This window comes from Bradyrhizobium tropiciagri (assembly GCF_001189845.1).
Lineage (GTDB): Bacteria > Pseudomonadota > Alphaproteobacteria > Rhizobiales > Xanthobacteraceae > Bradyrhizobium > Bradyrhizobium tropiciagri.
The window spans coordinates 1-18410 of sequence record NZ_LFLZ01000014.1; the positions used below are offsets into that span (position 1 = coordinate 1).

The window sequence follows — 18410 nt, forward strand, 5'->3', positions numbered from 1 at the left end:
TCAGATCAAGTTCGATCTGGAGCTGAGCCTTGGCGAGCATGGCGAGGAGATCGCCGGAACGCTGGGTTATGTCACAGCGCTGTTTGATCAGGCGACGATCGAGCGGCAGCGTGGTTATCTGCTGGCGCTGCTGCGGGCGATGGCTGCCGATGCAGGCCAGGTGGTCGGCCGCATCGACATCCTGCCAGTCGACGAGCGCAGCTATCTCTTGGAGGAGTTGAACCGGACCGCGGCAGCTTATCCGTCGGAACGGTGCATCCATGAGCTGTTCGAGGCGCAGGTGCAAAAGGCGCCGGAGGCGGTGGCGCTAGTCTGCGAAAATGAGCGGCTGAGCTTTGGTGAGCTCAACGCACGGGCCAACCGGCTGGCGCATCATTTGATCGCACTTGGGGTCAAGCCGGACCAGCCGGTGGCGATCTGCCTGGAACGCAGCCTGGCGATGGTGGTCGGGCTTTTGGCGATCCTCAAGGCGGGCGGTGCCTATCTGCCGCTGGACCCGGCCTATCCCAGCGAACGGCTGCGGCAGGTTGTCGACGATGCCGCGCCGCGGCTGCTGCTTTGCGATGCCGCCGGCCGCGCAGCACTCGGCCGCGAGGTGCTGGATGCTGTGACGGTGGTCGATCTGGCGACGGCCACGCCGGCCTGGGCCGAACGGCCGGATTCGGATCCCGACCCGCGCACGCTCGGCCTCACATCCAGCCATCTCGCCTATGTGATCTACACCTCAGGCTCAACCGGAACGCCCAAGGGAGCGCAGAACGAGCATCGGGCCATTATCAATCGCCTGATCTGGATGCAAAAAGCCTACGCACTCAATGCGACTGACGTTGTCTTGCAGAAGACCTCATTTGGATTCGATGTCTCTGCCTGGGAATTCTTCTGGACGTTGCTTGAAGGGGCGAGCTTGGTGCTGGCACTTCCTGGTGCGCACAAAGACCCTGATGCGCTTGTCAACTTGATAGTCAGCCAACGCATCACCACAGCACATTTTGTACCATCCATGCTGATCGGCTTCATGGACGCGAAGGGTGTTGAACGCTGTAAATCGCTGAAGCGTCTCATCTGTAGTGGTGAGGCGCTGTCTGCCGGCCTTGCGCGGAAGGTTCGTTGCGTATTGCCTTGGACCGGGCTGCACAATCTATACGGTCCCACGGAAGCTGCTATCGACGTGACGGCCTGGACTTGCCCGGCTGATTTTGATGGGTCGGTGGTCCCGATCGGGCGTCCAATCGCCAACACGCGGGTGTACCTGCTGGACGGTCATGGCGCGCCCGTGCCGTTTGGTGCGGTGGGCGAGCTTTACATTGGCGGGGCGGGGGTGGCGCGCGGGTATTTGAACCGTCCTGAGCTGACAGCCGAGCGGTTCATCGCCAGTCCCTTTGTCGAGGGCGATCGGCTGTACCGGACCGGTGACCTCGGGCGTTATCTGCCGGACGGCAATATTGAGTTCCTGGGCCGCAACGACGACCAGGTGAAGATCCGCGGCTACCGCATCGAGCCGGGCGAGATCGTAGCAAAGCTGTGCGAGCACGCCTTTGTGCGCGAGGCGGTGGTGGTGGCGCGACAGAGCCGCGCCGGCGACAAGCATCTGATCGCCTATGTGGTCTGCGCGCCGGAGACCGGCGCCCCCGAGACCGGCTCGGACGAGGGCGATCGAGGCGGGCTTGCGGGCGCCTTGCGCGCGCACTTGAGTAGCCGGCTGCCGGACTACATGGTGCCGGCTGCGTTCGTGCCGATCGCAGCGCTGCCGCTGACGCCGAACGGCAAGCTCGATCGGAACGCGCTGCCAGCGCCGGCCGATGAAGCCTATGCGCTGGCGGCCTATGAGCCGCCGCAAGGCGCGGTCGAGATCGCGCTGGCGCGGATCTGGGCCGAGCTTCTCGGTGTCGAGCGCATCGGGCGCAACGACCACTTCTTCGAACTGGGCGGCCACTCGCTCTTGGCCGTGCAGGTCTTGGAGCGGCTGCGGCGGCTGTCGCTCGGGGTGGAGGCACGCACCTTGTTCGAAAGGCCGGTGCTGGCCGATCTTGCTGCCTGCCTTGGTAGCCATCACGAGGTGGCAGCCCCCATCAACCTGATCACCGAGCAGAGCACCGCCATCACGCCGCCGATGCTACCGCTTATTGAGCTGACGCAGGGCGAAATCGATCGGATCGTCGCCACAGTGCCTGGCGGCGTCAGCAACATCCAAGACATATATGGCCTGTCGTCGCTGCAAGACGGCATCCTGTTCCATCATCTGCTAGCCGGTCGGGGTGATCCCTACCTGATGGTATCGCAGGTGGCGTTTGCCGAGCGTGGCCTGTTGGAGCGTTATCTTGGTGCGGTTCAATACGTGGTGGATCGGCACGACATCCTGCGTACGGCGTTTGTTTGGGAGGGGCTGTCGAGCCCGGTCCAGGTCGTCTGGCGGCGCGCGCCGCTACATGTGAGCGAGGTCGAGCTGGACGGCTGTGAAAGCTCCGGTTCCGATGAGCTCCGGCGTCGGTTTGATCCGCGCCGGCAGCGCATCGAAATTGGCCAGGCGCCCTTGTTGCGGTTTGTGATCGCGCGCGAGCCCGGCAGCAGGCGCTGGCTGCTGCTGCAGCTGCAGCACCATTTGATCGGCGATCATACGACGCTGGAGGTGATGCACACCGAGGTGCGCGCCGTGCTGGAGGGGCGCGCGCATGAGTTGTCAGAGCCGCACCCGTTCCGCAATCTGGTCGTGCAAACGCGGCTGGGCGTGAGTGCACAAGCACACGAAGAATACTTCCGAAAGATGCTGGCCGACATCGACGAGCCGACCATGCCGTTCGGGCTAAGCGAGGTCTACGGCGACGGCAGCGGGTTCGACGAGGCGCATCGGATGCTGCCGCAGGCGCTCAACGAGCGGCTGCGCGAACAGGCGCAGCGGCTCGGGGTGAGCTTGGCCAGCCTGTGCCATTTGGCTTGGGGGCAGGTGGTGGCGCGCAGCAGCGGCCGAGAGCAGGTGGTGTTCGCCACGGTGCTGTTCGGCCGGATGCATGCGGGTGCGGGCGCCGATCGTACAATGGGCCTGTTCATCAATACGCTACCTGTGCGGCTTGCCCTGGACGAGACCGGGGTTGCGGCGAGCGTGCGCAGCACCCACGCGCAGCTTTCCGAGCTACTGGCGCACGAGCATGCTTCGCTGGCGCTGGCGCAACGCTGCAGCGGCGTTGCGGCGCCGATGCCGCTGTTCAGTGCGCTGTTGAACTACCGTCACAACAGGCCGGCGGCCACGCCCGGCTTCGGAGCGGATGATGTCTTGTCGGGCGTGGAATGGCTCGGCGGCGAGGAGCGCACCAACTATCCCGTAAACTTGTCGGTTGAGGATTATGGCGAAGCGCTCGGCCTGACGGCGCAGGTGGCGGAGCCTGTCTCTGCTGCTCGGGTCTGCGGCTACATGCAGCGGGCGCTCGAGCAACTGGCAGTGGCGCTGGAGCATGCCCCTAACATGCCGGTGCGCGAGCTCGACATCCTGCCGGCCGAGGAGCGCAGCTATCTGCTGGAGGATTTGAACCGGACGGCGGCAGCTTATCCGTCGGAACGGTGCATCCATGAGCTGTTCGAGGCGCAGGTGCAAAAGGCGCCGGAGGCGGTGGCGCTGGTCGGCGAAGATGAGCGGCTGAGCTATGGTGAGCTCAACGCACGGGCCAACCGGCTGGCGCATCATTTGATCGCCCTCGGGGTCAAGCCGGACCAGCCGGTGGCGATCTGCCTGGAGCGCAGCCTGGCGATGGTGGTCGGACTTTTGGCGATCCTCAAGGCGGGCGGTGCCTATCTGCCGCTGGACCCGGCCTATCCCAGCGAACGGCTGCGGCAGGTTGTCGACGATGCCGCGCCGCGGCTGCTGCTTTGCGATGCCGCCGGCCGCGCAGCACTCGGCCGCGAGGTGCTGGATGCTGTGACAGTGGTCGATCTGGCGACGGCCACGCCGGCCTGGGCCGACCGGCCGGATTCGGACCCCGACCCGCGCGCGCTTGGCCTCACATCCAGTCACCTTGCCTATGTGATCTACACCTCAGGCTCCACGGGGACCCCAAAGGGGGTCATGATCCAGCATCGGGGATTGGTCAATCTACTGTTTACTCAGCTCGGCCTTTTTCGCGCTTCTTCCAAGAGCCGAGTCGTGCAGTTCGCCTCCATGGGATTTGATGCAAGCGCTTGGGAGCTTGTTATGGCGTTTGGCTCCGGAGCCGCATTGCACTTGCCTGCGGACGAGATCCGTCAAGCGAGTAACAAGCTATCGGATTATCTCCGAAGCGAAGCTATCACCCATGCGACGTTACCCCCCGCGTTGCTACCGGCAAGCAAGAATCTGGGATGTTTGGCTTCGCAAGTCCTCATTCTTGCTGGCGAGCTGCCGAAGGCTGAACTCATCCGAAGTCTTGCCCCGGCATCAATTGTCAACGCTTATGGCCCGACCGAGACAACAGTTTGCGCGACGGTCTGGAATTGCCCCGCTGATTTTGATGGGTCAGTGGTCCCGATCGGTCGCCCGATCGCCAACACGCGGGTCTACCTGCTGGACGGTCATGGCGCGCCCGTGCCGTTTGGCGCGGTGGGGGAGCTTTACATCGGCGGGGCGGGGGTTGCGCGCGGGTATTTGAACCGCCCTGAACTGACAGCGGAGCGGTTCATCGCCAGTCCCTTTGTCGAGGGCGATCGGCTGTACCGGACCGGTGACCTCGGGCGTTATCTGCCGGACGGCAATATTGAGTTCCTGGGTCGCAACGACGACCAGGTGAAGATCCGCGGCTACCGCATCGAGCCGGGCGAGATCGTAGCAAAGCTGTGCGAGCACGCCTTTGTGCGCGAGGCGGTGGTGGTGGCGCGACAGAGCCGCGCCGGCGACAAGCATCTGATCGCCTATGTGGTCTGCGCGCCGGAGATCGGCGCCCCCGAGACCGGCTCGGACGAGGGCGATCGAGGCGGGCTTGCGGGCGCCTTGCGCGCGCACTTGAGTAGCCGGCTGCCGGACTACATGGTGCCGGCTGCGTTCGTGCCGATCGCGGCGCTGCCGCTGACGCCGAACGGCAAGCTCGATCGGAACGCGCTGCCGGCGGCGGCCGACGAGGCCTATGCGCTGGCGGCCTATGAGGCGCCGCAAGGCGCGGTCGAGACCGCGCTGGCGCGGATCTGGGCCGAGCTTCTCGGTGTCGAGCGCATCGGGCGCCATGACCACTTCTTTGAACTCGGCGGCCACTCGCTCTTGGCCGTGCAGATGCTCAGTCGAGCATTAAAACTTGGGCTGAGCTTTAGCGCTGCCGACCTCTTCCAAACCCCTGTTCTGAAGGAATTTGCGTCAAAGATTCATGTGGAGACACAGCCCAGTAGCCGGGGGGTAATTTCCGTTCGATCAACCGGATCGCAGGCACCGCTCTTCTTTGTCCCTACGGGGTTTGGAGATTGTTCGTATGTCCTCGGCTTGGTGGCGGAAATGGATTTAGATTGCCCCGTCTACGCTCTGCCGTGGCCGCCCTTCAATGACGTTTGTCCACCCACTCTTGAGGCGATGGCCGCAGAGGTGATCCGTACGATTAAAGAGATCCAACCACGAGGCCCATACCGCTTTGCCGGATACTCATCCGGTGCAATCCTGGCTTATGCAATTGCCGAGCAATTACTGAGCAACGACGAAGTCGTATCATTCATGGCGTTTATCGATGTTAGTTCACCTGCAGATTGTTCAAACGCATCACATATCAATTTGGCTCGAGAATTTGTTTTGGAGCGTTGTGGTATCTCGCGCGATGCATACGGCGAGGCTTTCGAAGGATGCACGGAGCAATGTTCCATTTCTGAGTTGCTCGAAAAGGCGCAACAAATAGGGGCGTTACCTCCAGAGCGCGATCTCCACAGCGATGTTTCGATGTATCAAAGGGCCGCGACATTTCACCGGGCGCTACACTCGTACCGAGTTCCGCCGCTCCCGATCGAGATACATCAGTTTTATGCCAGTGAGCCTCTTATCAGCACTGAGGTACAACCTGACGAACAACTGCATCGCAAGGCAAACTCACCAAAGAAGGGTTGGGACCTGGTTTTGGATGCAGCGGCCATTCATGCGGTACCGATGCCGGGCAACCACACGACAATGGTGAGCAATCCAGAAAACCGGCGCGTTATGGCTCGGGCCATTTCAAGGGCGCTAAGCGGGTCTCTTAAATAGACGGGGATTTTCTCTAGAAAGATTCGGGTTCGAAGGTCGCTCTCTCGAGCCCCAAATATCCCACAGGTCGGCAAGCGGCTCGGTGGTCCAGACTTCGGTTCGCTGCAATAGCTCCCGAGAATCTAACTGCCCCCCTGATCAAATTCAGGCGCTGGTCAGAAGCGATCCATAGGTGGCGGCCGCCGCGCGTCGCTCTGGTCGACACTTCGAAAAGCTGATTGAACCAAATAATGGAGATTGTCACAATTGATCAACGGAACATCATGGTCGGTATCCGTCCGATAGAACCCTGCGACGAATCCACCCTGTACGCTTCCGAAGTTATGTCTATGGGACGCGCCGTTGCCAAAGTCCGCCGCGAAAGCGGTGCCGCAAGAGCAGCCGCCCGAACACTTCTTGGGCAATTGGGATTTCCACCAATGGCGATTCCGAAGACGCGCTTTGGTGTTCCGATCTGGCCGACGGGTGTGGTCGGATCTTTGGCGCACCACGATACGGTCGCGGCCGCCGCTATTGCAAGAACAAAAAAGATTGCAGCTCTCGGCATCGATATTGAGCCGAATGAACCTCTGCCGGAAAACCTGATCGCATTGATTGCCACTCCCAGCGAGCGACGGATGTACGATCTACACACGCTCGAGCGGCGCGATCTCTTCGTTTTGAAAGAGGCGGTGTATAAGGCGTGTTTTCCAATGGATCGCCAGTTTCTTGAGTTCCAGGACGTGGAGATTGACATCTTTGCGCGATCAGGACACGTGTCCAAGGCAAATCGCACGTTTTCGCTCGAGTTACTTATTTCTAAGGACGTGATCGGGGTGGCGTATTCGCGGCCGAATGAAGTGGACGCGCCGCTCCAAAATCAGCGGTCGGCACCCTAAAGCAATCGATACTAGCTCCTTCGCGCGTTTCTTTTCGGTCGAAGGAAAGCCGCGCGGCTGTGCAGTGCAAGGTAACGCAGGCGACTAGCACTAGCTCCAGTGTGTGTAGCCCTTCGCTCCGGCTTCTCTCGTAGGTGTTTCTAGCCGTTCCGCTAAGTGTATCGCACCCACGATGTCCATTCTTTGAGCGAGCTTTCGATCGCTGTATCGCGGCTCGTGGCGTGCGTAGCCGTGTGCTCTCATAGAGCTGTTTGGCCCACAGGTTCTCCCGCATGGCGGATCAGAATGGCTGAATTTCCGCGGTCTGGGACCGGACATCATCCGCCTTGTTCTCCATCTTTTCGAGGAATCTGAGAGCCCGTTGGTATTCGATCTCGCACCACGCAAGCTCGAATGGCTCCATCAGTATCTCTATCCACATTTCGGCAAAGGCTGCCATCCAGACGAAAAATAGAATTCGCGACCTCCTATCAGCCATCAGTCGACGAAGCCGGCGAAGACGAATGAGTTGTCGCTGTAGCCAGCCGCACATGCAGCTAAGAGGATCGTGATCCACGGCTCAATCGAACCTTGGTAAAGATTCGGCACCTCAAGTGGAGCACCTAACGATACGAAAGTTTGTGGCGGACGTTCGCCTGGCTCGCACATTTGGTCCAACGGCTGCCCGAGCAGCAAAATAATCCGACGGCTTCGTAGAGGGCGTTCGCGTAGTGAGATTGCGGCGACATGCCCGCTATCTTGGCCTCAAGGTGAGGTCGTTAGGAGCGGGGGTCAGTATATCAAGCGCAATGATAGGGATTGCTTCAGGCTCCGAGGCCTTCGCGCTATGGACGTTGAACGAGATCGAGAGCGGAAAATCGAGGTCACTTTCCCGATCGTCGGCTCGCCATTGTGATGACAGGCCGTGCGGCAGTTGAATGATCCACCGTGATCCGCTTGGTTTCTTATCTTGAGAGCCAAAGCCGTCGTTGTTCACAAAACCATACAATACAGCGGTAATGTCAGTGATGTTCCCCCACGATATCAGGACGGGACCGGACAGATCTGTCGGTGAATAGCAAGCGCCAATTCAGCTACGCAGCATTAGAGATGCTTGTAAAAGAAGGTCGCCGAGCGATATGTTCCGTCAGGGGCGAGCACACACCCGGGTATGATACCCACCCGCTGCCATCCCTCGCTGGCGTAAAGACGCTCGGCAGCAGAACCTGTGGCAGTGCTGAGCGTCAACAACGTCTTTCCCTCCTTTCGTGCTAAGTCGCTGACAGCCGAGATGAGCCGGCGCCCGATGCCGCGGCGGCGTGCACTTCTGTCAACCAGGACTTTGACGACTCGGGCGCTATGCAATTGGTTCTCAGACGCGGCAGGTATCATCTGGGTTGTGCCAACAATCTGACCTGCGCCATCTTCCGCAGCTAGTAACACGTATCCATTGCAAATGACCGCGTCTGCGACGCTACGCCAGTACATCAGCGCACGTCGTCGAGTTAGCGGTGGCAGAAAGCTGACCGAGTCGCCGTGGGCGACGCAGTCAATGAGGATGTCGGCGAGACGCTCCAAACGCTTATCCACTTCGTGGGCGCCGATGCGGCGTACCTGGATATCGTCTGTCATCTGTCGGACAGAGCGAGCCGATCGCCCCCGGCTAAATCGGACGGTGAGTTCATTGCCGACGCATGGCATAGCGAGTTTCCACAGAGCGACATGCTCTTGAAGGCAAAAGGTGGTCACGTGCCGCGTCGCCCAAGCCAACCGAAGCTGGCAAAGGACTGTGGAGGACTACTCCGCCAAGCTACAACGCTCAGCTGGACCTGAGGCGCGCTCCGCATCACGATCCAAATTTAGCGCGGAGCTCCGCAGCACGAAACAAGTTCAGCGCGGAGATGAGAGCCTTGTCGTGCGGGAACAGCCTCCGAGCGGACTTGACCCGCGCGTCATGGTCCAGTCCAGATATCGTCTGGCCCTCTAAAAGAAGTGCCTCGGAGAATCTACGAAGAGCAGGGCGATACGGGTCAAGGGCGGCCTCGCTGCGCCCACTGGCACGAGTCATCATTTCAATGAAACTCTCGTCGTTTTCTGAGGGGCCTGGGTGGAGTCGCACGACGAGCGTCGGGCTCGCAGCAATCGCGAAGATTGCTCTAACGGCGCCTTCATCCTTCGGCTATTAGAATCCGTTGACGTGAGCGATAGGATTGCTGGTCGCGCAGATCAAACGCTCGAGGTCGAAAGCGGAGAACGTGCCCGCAATCGGCTAAGTTCGTTGGTATGCAGGCCTAATGTGCGCCTTTTAATGCGTCCGAGCCGCCGCATTATTCGTCGCGTCATCAATTCGGCATTCGTCGCGTCATCAATTCGGCGCCGGTCTTCTTCAGACTGATGAGGACATGTACCGCTGCCGGCTGGGAGCGTCGTCGCCAAGGACGGCTCAAACGCCTGGTGCCTCGCCGACCCTCTTGCTGCTCTTCCGAGGTGGCATGCTGCACCTGCGACCGAACTGTTACGTTGGATGGGTCACAATTGTGCGGGTCCACGTAGCCTCACGTCCAAGATCACCTGAACGGACATCCTACCAGAGCAAGCTTTCGAAAAGCTGACGAAGCCCCCTCGGCATGGTGTCGAGCCGAGCGCGCCTAAGTGACTTTGGATCATCGATATTCTGAAGGTGAGCCGCGTGACGCCTTCGGACGGTCAGCAGTGCCTGCCTTCCGGCCGGCTAGCAGTAGGTGGGCACCCTAGCTATCCCACTCGCAGACCTACGGCGAGGCGCTCTGTGCCGCGAAGCCGAGGCCAGACGATCGCGCTGGGCGTTGAGCTATGAAACCTTGCGCCGATGGGAACCGAGAATCATTGGCCGCGCTGCCGAAGTATCCTGCGCGTGGTCAAGTTCGACCCAATGCCAGTCGTGTCCTGGCAGAGCCTTGTATTCACACCCGTCGAACATGGTCTGCTCGTCGAAATCCAGCCGAGCAATGACTTTGGACTCTGGCATCGCCTACAAGTTGAGAATTGCGGGTTTCCTGGATACGGCCGGCGAGTGAACAACGCACCGAAGTGGTGGTCGGAGGCGGTCAGCAGACGGCAACTGCACGTGTCCATTCAACCTGAACAATCGCTCGTCCTGGAGCGATTAAGCGAGACTGCCTGATCCGGGGCACGGTCGCATCGATCAGGGCTCGAGGCCGTGCTCCCGGAGAACCTTATGCATCAGCTCGCCTTTGATCTCGTGAGCGATTTCGCTGAGGATCTGGGACCCGACCACCCGCTGGGCATCGACATCATCGGTCAGGCCATGCTCCGCGAGGCGCTCGTTCAAGCGCGCCGGAAACTCATTTTCGATCGCATCGGCGATCCGGTCCCGTACTGCGGCATGATGATCGGGGGCGATCCGCCTCACTGCAGTGTCCCAGGGCTCCCAGCGCGTTGCCAGAAAATCCGCAAAACCCGTCGCTTCCTGTTGCCGCACCGACGTCTCAACCCTGGCAACGTCGTCCGCCGTGACCTCGGCGAGATTCAAGAAGCGCATATCGGGGGCGATGTGGTGCAGTTCAAGCCGATCCCGTAGCTGGGTCTGATAGGCAAGATAGACCTCGATCTCGTCGATATCGGCCTCAGGGTCGGCACGACGCAGCGAGCTGACCGTCTCGCGTGCGATGTCGTCAAGCGCCCCCAAACGAAACATGACACGGCCGTGTTGCAGCAATTGGTCTAGCCGATTGTCATAGAGCCCGTCCTTGACATCAGCGTTTACGCGTGCGGTCTGCATGCCGTTCCAGGTCAAAGTGATGCGGTCCTCGCAGGATGCAGACGCTCCATTGGCCAGCTCGAAATACTGCTCGCGCAGCTCAGGCCTCATCGCCGCCTGTAGCAAATTCTCGGCCACTTGGTCGCGGAACGCCTGATGACCATAGTTCACGGTGCCCGTGAGTCTTTCGAGAAACAGTGCGAAGTCCTGCGCACCCGGCTCTTCGGCGAAGCCTGCCACGTGTCCACTGCGCCGGGCGCGTCCGCAAGCCAATCCGCGACAACCTCGTGCAGGAGCCGCGGCTGATGTTCCACCGATTGTAGCGGCATCGACAGCAAGACCTGCGGGCCGGCATAATCCGCACCACGCGTGGCTGACGCCAAATCGGCCAGCACCGGGGCCGGTATCGGATTAGACCGCAGGTCGATGCTGGACGCGCTGCCGAGCTGCGTCAGTACGGTCGCGGGCAGGCCGGTCAGCTGGTTATTGCTGGCGCCGAGCATTTCAAGGCTGACCGGGAGCGTCTCGGGCAGATTGGTCAGCTGATTTTCGCTGACGTCCAGGTATCCAAGTCTAGCCGGAATCTCGGGCAGGCTTGTCAGCTGGTTGTCGCTTGCGTCCAGGTAGCGCAGTCTGGCTGGAAGGTCGGGCAGGCTCGTGAGCTGATTTTCGCTGACGTCCAGGCGGCGGAGCCTGGCTGGAAGGTCGGGCAGACTGGTCAACTGGTTATTGCAGGCGGAGAACTCCTCGATCGTGGCGGGAAGGGCGGGCAGATCGGTCAGCTGATTGCCATCGACCATCAAGCTGCGGAGTCTGGATGGCAGCTCTGCCGGCAGGCTCGTCAGATCGTTGGCCATCAGGTGGAGGTTCCGCAGCCTGCTCGGAAGCGCGGGCAGGCTAGTCAGCCGGTTGTCAGAGGCGTAGAGGTCGCGGAGTCGGCCCGGAAGCTGGGCCGGCAGGCTGCTCAACTGGTTACCGATGACGATGACGGTTCGGAGCCTGGGCGGGAGTGAGGCTGGCAAGGTGGTCAGGGACAATGACGACAAATTCAGCTCATCTCTGACATTACCCTCGTCCCGCCATGCCCTCGTCCGGTTGACCCCCTCTTGCCGATTCTCGTTTTGGCCCTGCCCCTCTTCTGCTGCCCAACTCGCCAGGGCGCTGTCCTGCGACGAGACGAGGTCGGCGGCGGCCGCTCCCGTGACCCACCGAGTCAAGGCTGACGCCCACTGGGTCAGGCATGAGGGGGGGTGCCCGGCGGCCCCAGACGTTGGCTCGGTGCTTTCGGATTCGGAAGCTATGCCAACGCGAGGCTGGGCCCGTTCTGTATTCATTGAACTCCACGACGTGTTTGGACTCAGCCGATGATGCGGCACTATCGGCTGGATCGAGACGTTCGCATGCTAGGAAGCTCAGCTGTCGATAAGCTGACGAGCGTCAGGTCATCCGCCATGAAGCTGTTGACAAGCCACTCTTCGTTCGCTCGGTGGGGATCCTGCGCTGTCGCGCAGCTGCGCAAATATTTCATTTCGAAAATTCGCAGCTTCGGACTCGAGAATGCTGCTCAGGCGGGACCATAACTCCGTCCGACGAAATACTCAGAAGGCAGGTCACCTTCAACCGTTTTGCTGGTTGGAAGCTGACTGCTCCTTTTGATGTCCGTCTATGACGCTTTCTGAGACGCTCTCTGTTTCGACCACTTGCGAGCGAGTGGTCAGCGCGTCGGCGTTGTCGGCCGTGTCCATCGCCTTACTCCTTGCTTGCGCGGTCTTCCGTTCGGCCCGGAGTTGCTGTCCATATGCATTCACTATGCTTCCATCTGCGAACGGTATTTCCACTCGATCGTGGCACGGACTAGAACCGCTCAAACAGTTAATCTTGGGTTCCGGCGTGCTGGAAAGCGGAGCTTCACTCGTCCAGCAATAGAACATGGCTCCAAACGCAACCGGGTCGCGGCATCTCCGGAGTCCACACAAGCCGACATGTCGGTTTTCTTTTCGTTCTTCCAGGACCCCTCGGCATGTGAACCGAAGCTTCTATTCGCAACCGCTGACGCCGGATTGGAGGACCGAGGTAACTTCCCCGCCGCCGCGTGGATCCCGCGAAGACTTGGTCTCGGAGATCATCGGTCCGTACTATGCGCACTTGCCGACGTTTCTGAGCGCCAGCGCCGGAGCAGAGGCACTCGAAACGGCGATCGCCGCCGTATGGTCGCAACAATGGCCACGCTTGCGGATGGAGTTTTCGTTCCGAACCGCCCAGCTTGGAGCTCGTCCTCGGCGCAGTGCAAGGTACGACGTTCAAGTCGCGTTTCCTGAAACTGGTGAGGGGGCGCTAGGCCCGAATGGGTCGACGCTGCTACCGACGACGCGAGTGCTGGCGAGGTTACTCCTCTTCGTCGATTCCTGTGGCGCTATGGGCGCGACATGAAGAATCCGCGGGATCGTTTTCAACTGCTCGTCGAGACCTTCCTAGTTTTGGGGAGGGGGCAGGCACTCCCAATGGCGGCTGCGGTCAAGGTCTTCGATGAAGTGCCCGAAGAGACCGATGGAGCGATATTGAAGAATGACATCTTAGGCTTCGACACGAACTCGCTGTCGATCTGTCCGCCGGTATCGTTCCTCGACATGCTTCGTCTGCTCGACATGAAGGGTTCGGATTCCGCAGTCGACGTCTCCGAAATCGAGCAGCGCTTCGGACGGCTTTCGGCCGCCGAAGTGGCGGAGGTCGTCAACTTCGCGGCGGCAGATGGCAATCGCCTCGATCGATTGCGCGATCCGATCGTCGGGTGGACCGTCGCTCGCGCCGACGGTGAGATCGTCAATTCTGTCGCCACGACTCCCCTTCGGATGAGAATACTCATCGCGCGTCCCGATCTAATAACCGCGCGCGCCGTTGCCGATCTTCCGGGGCCAGACCTCTCTCGCTTGTTCGCCGTCAGCCGAACCTCCGAAGCAATGGCGACGATGACGTCGCCATGCGCCGCGACCTCGGCGAGGGGGGCCGTCGAGATCTTGAAGCGGGCACCGGAATTCGCCATACGATCCGTGATCGACGCTGCTCGCGAAGGTGAGCTTCACCAGTCGTGGCGTCGACCAGTCGCCAATTCCCGGAACGCACTTTTGGATCTCGACCTGCTCCAACACGCGGCAGGCCTTGCCGACGTGCTGACGATCGCACGATTGAGCAATCTCGAGCACAGCATCTTCACGCTTGGAAGATCATCGGAAAATTGGTCGACGCGATGGAATTCGCTGCAGCGGGACGTCCCGGAACAGGGTGTCCTCGACATCAAATCCGACCTCCTCGTTCACGCGCTCGAGGAGGCTAGTCAGGCGAGTTGGAATCTAATTGGGGCGATACTTCCCGAACTGCTCGCGACGATCAACGCCGGGCCGCTCGGCGGCAACGCGCGACAGACCCTCGACAGATCGCTGCCGAGCATCGGCTATGACAACTGGGATCTCAATAGACGGATATTGCTCGCTCTCCACGCGCTTCAAAAGCGGACCATCGTCAACAGGCCGATGTTGTCGAGCGCCGGCCTAGTCGATATCGAAGCAGATTTCGTCTTCACAGGACCGAGGGAAGAACCGAAGCGTCGAACAGGCTTCTTCTGGTGGCTCGACTGACGGGAGCGGGCGATTTGCCGGTGCGGTTCCGGCGCCTTGGGTGCAGTTTAGTTCTAGGGACAGCCTCCGGATCGAACGCTGAAGTCTGTCGAACTCGCAAGTTTGGCGGTCCGCCTTCAGTCCTAGCTAGGCGTCCCCTTCCGCCGCTTGAGATATTCTCGCGCGGTGTCCTCCATCATTTTGTGATGGCGGGCGCCTTGATGTCGGGGGTGATCTCGTTTTCCAGCTTCATGGCGGAGATCGGGTTTTCGCGCGATCTTGGGACGAAGTTGCTTCAGCGGAACCGGAACATGGGCGACGAGGGGAATGATCGCGATCGGCGTGATCGCGATCGCCGCAGTGCGATGCGCCAACATGATTGGCACCGGAATGATCAGCGTCGGCCATGCCAGTGTCGGGATCGGGGACGCTGGCCTGCTTCAACCCCTAGTGGCCTAATTTGAATTTTGGAGTGGCCTGTTCTGGTTTAAGCGAATGGAAAGCATGGCTTAGCTGACGTTCTCGGTAGGACTACCGAGTGGCGATCACGGAATGTTCTCACCATCTCCGGGCCTTATGCCGCTATAAAATTCAATATGCAGTTTGTGCCAGTTCTCGCCCCGGGGTTCTCCGTGGGTGAACGGAGCTCCTATCTCAATTGGGCGCATGAGATTGACGGCTGCCGCGAGCTCTCCGCAAAATGGGGGTTCCGTCAGGGCAGTCGGGGATCGTCAATGAAGGACATGAAGGCGCACTTGGAGAAGCTTCGGCTTGAGGCTGAGGAGTGCGAACTAATCAGCAAGCTCGCGACCAACGCGACCAAGAAAGAGCTGTTCGCCAAACTGGCGGCTCACCACCGCGCGCTGGCCGACGAGGTTGAACGGGCGATCAGCTCTAGCCCCATTGGCTAATGCGCTCGTAGGAACCTTGCATTTCCCTGACAATTAGATTCCCCGTTCCGGGCAGGGAACCGAACGAGGGAAAGGGAGCAATGGGTTCGAAACGTCGCCGTGTGAAGCAGACAAATTCACTTGAAGAAAGACTTTTAGAGCGCGCTCGACAGCTACACCAACAGGCCGCAGCGCTCTCCCCAGGTATCGAGAAAGAAGCGCTGCTGAAGCTTGCCCGACAAGCTGAAGCTGGCGCGAGCATGACCGAATGGCTCCGCGCTCCCGAGGTCCTATCGTCGACCTAGAAGGGATTTCGAGTGAAGGGATTATTGATCGCCGCTGGCATTATTTTTGTTCTGTACGTCATCGACCAGCACTTCAATCACGGCCAATACACCAATGCCGTCCAGCGCATGGCGGCTCAGATGAGGCATTCGTTTGGATTGTAGGCCGCCTCAGTTGGCGGCCTCTTTGTTTGGTGGCACTGGACAGGGCGGCGGATTCCTGTGTCCAACTCCAAATCCGTTGTTGGCGCAAATCGCTCTAATCCGTTGTTCATACGTAGCCAATCACCGTAGTTTCCCGGAATCCAACAATGTTGTTGAAAACTCTAATGTCCCTCTTGCCGGGGCTAGATTTCAGCACGGACCGATATTCAAACCGGCAAGGGGCCGCTCGCGTGAGGCGGCCCCTTTCGATTCCGGTGGCCTGTTTTGTTCCCGCGAGTGGCCTATTTCGGCCAGTACCGGATAGGGCATGCTGCCGGTGCTGCCGAGCAGCAGCATCAGCACGCCGATCGGGACAAGAGGGCACCGCAGCGGGCGAGCGGGCCTCGTCGACATGTCGACGAAGCCGCTATCACGGCTTCGGTTGACGCACGCAAGAAGACCATTGTCTGCCAGGTCGCCGTTGAGTTGGCCGCTTCAGCCGACGGCATTCGCGTGAGGCGGCAGCGAACCATTTGGTCCGGAGCGTTCGCCGATCATCGGTAGCAGCAGCAGCACTGAGAAGACCGCTGTGATCATGATCAGCATCGTGCCGCCGAAGTAGAGCAGCACCGGCACAGGGTAATGCCGATGGTGCATCACGGTCCCGGTTCCGTCTTCCGGCTGCGGCTCATCGGACGGCGGACTGCAGTCGGGCTCGACCATCCGCCTCAACAGTTTTCATTTGTTGCTGCTTTTAGGGTATTATATACCCCAATTTATGTACTGAAGTGTTTTCGAATTGCATAATGCAGAATTTGGGGTACTGTATACCCCAAGGAGCACACCGAGATGATAGGGCAAAAAGGCAAAGTTGAGAGGTTCCTATCCGCGCACCCGGTCTTCACTCGGACCGAGTTCCGCGAAACCGTGTCTCCGGGCCAGCCGCTTTCGTCCTCGGACTCGCTGCTCAGATACCATGCCGCCTCTGGACGGATACGCCATGTCGCGCCGGGTGTGTACGCCTTCGTGCCGCCGCACCTTGACCCGGCGAACTTCCATCCCGACCGGATACTGGTCGCATCGCGCATACGCGCCGATGGCGTCGTCGCCTACCACACCGCTCTCGAACTGCACGGACTCGCCTATTCGGAAACCTCTCAGACCCAACTCCTCAGCGGAGGTCGCCGGGCGAGGTGAAGACGCTCGTCGGTCCCGTCCGGTTCGTCGCGCAGCCCGCCTCGCTGCGCCGTCGCTCCGAGGAAATGTCCGGCACGGTCACGATGGACCGCCGTGGCCTCGACGTTCTCGCGACCGGCGTCGAGCGGACGCTCGTCGACTGCATCGAGCGACCGGACCTGACCGGTGGCGTCGAGGAACTCGCAAACGCGCTCCACAGCGTCAAAGCGTTCGACGTCGGCAAATTCGCTGAGTTCGCGCTCGGTCGCGACAACCAGACGCTCGTCGGCGTGTGCGGCGCCTGGCTCGAGAGCCGGAAAGACGATCTCTTCGTCGACAAGCAGGTACTAGGCGAACTGAAGCGCGCAGCCCCGCCGGTGCCGCGACCCGCTCTGGGAAGCGATGGCAAAGGCCAAGCGAAGGAAGGCTGGAACGTCGTCCTGCCTTCGGATTTCCTGAATCCGTCCTTTGAAGGGATGTCGCCGGAGATGATGCCATGATCTCGGTCGAACGCCTCGAAAAGATCGCGACCGACGTCAAATTCCAACCGGCCTCGGTCGAGCGCGTCATCCGGTTGATCGACGTGCTCGACCAGATCGCGAACGACCGCGAGCTAGGCAAGCTGCTCGCACTCAAAGGGGCACCGCGCTCAACCTGTTCTATCTCGCACTCGACCGGCTTTCCGTCGACATCGATCTGAACTACATCGGCGCCGCGGATAGGGAAGCCATGCTGCGGGATTCCAAGATCATCAACGCGCGACTTCCTGCGCTCCTGCAGAGCAAGGGGTACGAAATCGCCCGCGATCCTTCCGGCGAACACGCCGGCGGCAAGTGGCGCTTCAGGTACGTCTCGGCCTATCGGCGTCCAGGTACGCTGGAAGTGGACGTGAACTATCTCTTCCGGACACCGTTCTTTGGCTGGGAGAGGATGGAATCCGCGAAGCTCGGCGACTACTTCGCTAAGAACGTCGGCGTTGTCGATCTCCACGAAATCGCCGCCGGCAAGATCGTCGCCCTGGTGGCCCGGCGGGCATCGCGCGACCTGTACGACGCATGGAGGCTGCTGCAGAACGAAGAGATAGACTGGGCGCAAGTGAAGGTCGGAGCGCTTGCAATCGGCGCCGCCTCCAGGGACCTGGATTGGCGAACGGTGTCGCTGAAGGACTACAAATACGATCTCAACGACCTGAACAACAAGCTGCTGTCCGTGGTCAAGAACGGCATGTTCGACGCGGACGGCGGCCCGAAGAAATGGTGCGACCGGATCCTGGCGGAATGTCAGGAAAAACTGGCGCCGCTCTTCAAGTATGATGACGGAGAGTTGGCGTTCCTCGACGCGCTTTACGACCGCGGAAGCATCGAAGTCGATACGCTTCCCACGGACGACGACGTGAAGAAGCGCATCGAAGCCTTTCCCGCACTGCGGTGGAAATCGCAACATGTCGCCCAGCACCTGGGCCGGACGCCCGGCGGGCGCGTCTAGACGCGAACATCAACATAGCACATTCTGA

General features: G+C 60.5%; 14 protein-coding genes. 8 read left to right on the top strand and 6 right to left on the bottom strand.

The window, feature by feature from the left end; translation table 11 throughout:
* On the bottom strand, window positions 1-262 hold a 262-nt coding region (locus AKN84_RS48945), incomplete at its 3' end, for a hypothetical protein (RefSeq protein WP_244485084.1).
* 18 nt (window positions 263-280) lie between these two features.
* On the opposite strand from AKN84_RS48945, the gene AKN84_RS13965 reads away from it, so the two are divergent.
* Both AKN84_RS13965 and AKN84_RS13970 read left to right on the top strand, forming a co-directional pair.
* On the top strand, window positions 281-6175 hold the full coding sequence (locus AKN84_RS13965; protein ID WP_244485085.1) for a non-ribosomal peptide synthetase: 5895 nt from the start codon (window positions 281-283) through the stop codon (window positions 6173-6175).
* A 230-nt stretch (window positions 6176-6405) separates the two neighbouring features.
* Window positions 6406-7053 (top strand): 4'-phosphopantetheinyl transferase family protein, encoded by a 648-nt coding sequence (locus tag AKN84_RS13970; protein WP_050421284.1) that lies wholly within the window; start codon window positions 6406-6408, stop codon window positions 7051-7053.
* Between the two features lie 1083 nt (window positions 7054-8136).
* Here the strand turns inward: AKN84_RS13970 and AKN84_RS13980 are convergent.
* The 4 genes from AKN84_RS13980 to AKN84_RS49955 form a co-directional block, all read right to left on the bottom strand.
* The gene (locus tag AKN84_RS13980; RefSeq protein WP_050421286.1) at window positions 8137-8664 is read right to left on the bottom strand and encodes a GNAT family N-acetyltransferase; all 528 of its coding nucleotides are present in this window, start codon (window positions 8662-8664) and stop codon (window positions 8137-8139) included.
* Window positions 8665-10216: 1552 nt separating this feature from the next.
* A complete protein-coding gene (locus AKN84_RS48950; protein ID WP_244485086.1) occupies window positions 10217-11032 on the bottom strand; it encodes an NEL domain-containing protein in 816 nt (271 codons plus the stop codon).
* Window positions 10960-11649: a leucine-rich repeat domain-containing protein gene (locus AKN84_RS48955; protein WP_244485087.1), complete on the bottom strand. Its 690-nt coding sequence runs from the start codon at window positions 11647-11649 to the stop codon at window positions 10960-10962. Before AKN84_RS48955 ends, AKN84_RS48950 begins: the two co-directional genes overlap by 73 nt.
* Before the next feature lie 759 nt (window positions 11650-12408).
* Window positions 12409-12537, bottom strand: coding sequence for a hypothetical protein (locus tag AKN84_RS49955; protein WP_283805513.1), 129 nt, complete (start codon window positions 12535-12537; stop codon window positions 12409-12411).
* Between the two features lie 681 nt (window positions 12538-13218).
* On the opposite strand from AKN84_RS49955, the gene AKN84_RS14000 reads away from it, so the two are divergent.
* The 3 genes from AKN84_RS14000 (at window position 13219) to AKN84_RS48025 (ending at window position 15314) form a co-directional block, all read left to right on the top strand.
* Window positions 13219-14424, top strand: coding sequence for a hypothetical protein (locus AKN84_RS14000; protein ID WP_050421288.1), 1206 nt, complete (start codon window positions 13219-13221; stop codon window positions 14422-14424).
* 306 nt (window positions 14425-14730) lie between these two features.
* Window positions 14731-14862, top strand: a complete 132-nt coding sequence (locus AKN84_RS49960; protein WP_283805514.1) for a hypothetical protein — start codon at window positions 14731-14733, stop codon at window positions 14860-14862.
* A 275-nt stretch (window positions 14863-15137) separates the two neighbouring features.
* Window positions 15138-15314 (top strand): hypothetical protein, encoded by a 177-nt coding sequence (locus AKN84_RS48025; protein WP_167351849.1) that lies wholly within the window; start codon window positions 15138-15140, stop codon window positions 15312-15314.
* 902 nt (window positions 15315-16216) lie between these two features.
* Here AKN84_RS48025 and AKN84_RS14010 read toward each other — a convergent pair.
* Complete coding sequence (locus AKN84_RS14010; protein ID WP_050421290.1) at window positions 16217-16444, bottom strand: hypothetical protein; 228 nt, start codon at window positions 16442-16444, stop codon at window positions 16217-16219.
* Window positions 16445-16914: 470 nt separating this feature from the next.
* On the opposite strand from AKN84_RS14010, the gene AKN84_RS14020 reads away from it, so the two are divergent.
* Genes AKN84_RS14020 through AKN84_RS14025 form a run of 3 tightly spaced genes read left to right on the top strand, consistent with a single transcriptional unit; the run spans window position 16915 to window position 18382 of the window.
* Complete coding sequence (locus AKN84_RS14020; RefSeq protein WP_050421292.1) at window positions 16915-17397, top strand: hypothetical protein; 483 nt, start codon at window positions 16915-16917, stop codon at window positions 17395-17397.
* Entirely contained in the window at window positions 17394-17597 is a 204-nt protein-coding gene (locus tag AKN84_RS48965) for a hypothetical protein (RefSeq protein WP_244485088.1), read from the top strand. Before AKN84_RS14020 ends, AKN84_RS48965 begins: the two co-directional genes overlap by 4 nt.
* Entirely contained in the window at window positions 17594-18382 is a 789-nt protein-coding gene (locus tag AKN84_RS14025) for a nucleotidyl transferase AbiEii/AbiGii toxin family protein (protein ID WP_244485104.1), read from the top strand. Before AKN84_RS48965 ends, AKN84_RS14025 begins: the two co-directional genes overlap by 4 nt.
* Window positions 18383-18410: the final 28 nt, after the last annotated feature.

Coding starts and splice junctions, on each gene's coding strand:
- AKN84_RS13980 (WP_050421286.1), bottom strand. CDS start 8,664: ATGACAGACGATATCCAGGTACGCCGCATCGGCGCCCACGAAGTGGAT.
- AKN84_RS13970 (WP_050421284.1), top strand. CDS start 6,406: ATGGAGATTGTCACAATTGATCAACGGAACATCATGGTCGGTATCCGT.
- AKN84_RS14010 (WP_050421290.1), bottom strand. CDS start 16,444: ATGGTCGAGCCCGACTGCAGTCCGCCGTCCGATGAGCCGCAGCCGGAA.
- AKN84_RS49955 (WP_283805513.1), bottom strand. CDS start 12,537: ATGGACACGGCCGACAACGCCGACGCGCTGACCACTCGCTCGCAAGTG.
- AKN84_RS48965 (WP_244485088.1), top strand. CDS start 17,394: ATGATCTCGGTCGAACGCCTCGAAAAGATCGCGACCGACGTCAAATTC.
- AKN84_RS48955 (WP_244485087.1), bottom strand. CDS start 11,649: ATGGCCAACGATCTGACGAGCCTGCCGGCAGAGCTGCCATCCAGACTC.
- AKN84_RS49960 (WP_283805514.1), top strand. CDS start 14,731: ATGATCGCGATCGGCGTGATCGCGATCGCCGCAGTGCGATGCGCCAAC.
- AKN84_RS48025 (WP_167351849.1), top strand. CDS start 15,138: ATGAAGGACATGAAGGCGCACTTGGAGAAGCTTCGGCTTGAGGCTGAG.
- AKN84_RS14000 (WP_050421288.1), top strand. CDS start 13,219: ATGAAGAATCCGCGGGATCGTTTTCAACTGCTCGTCGAGACCTTCCTA.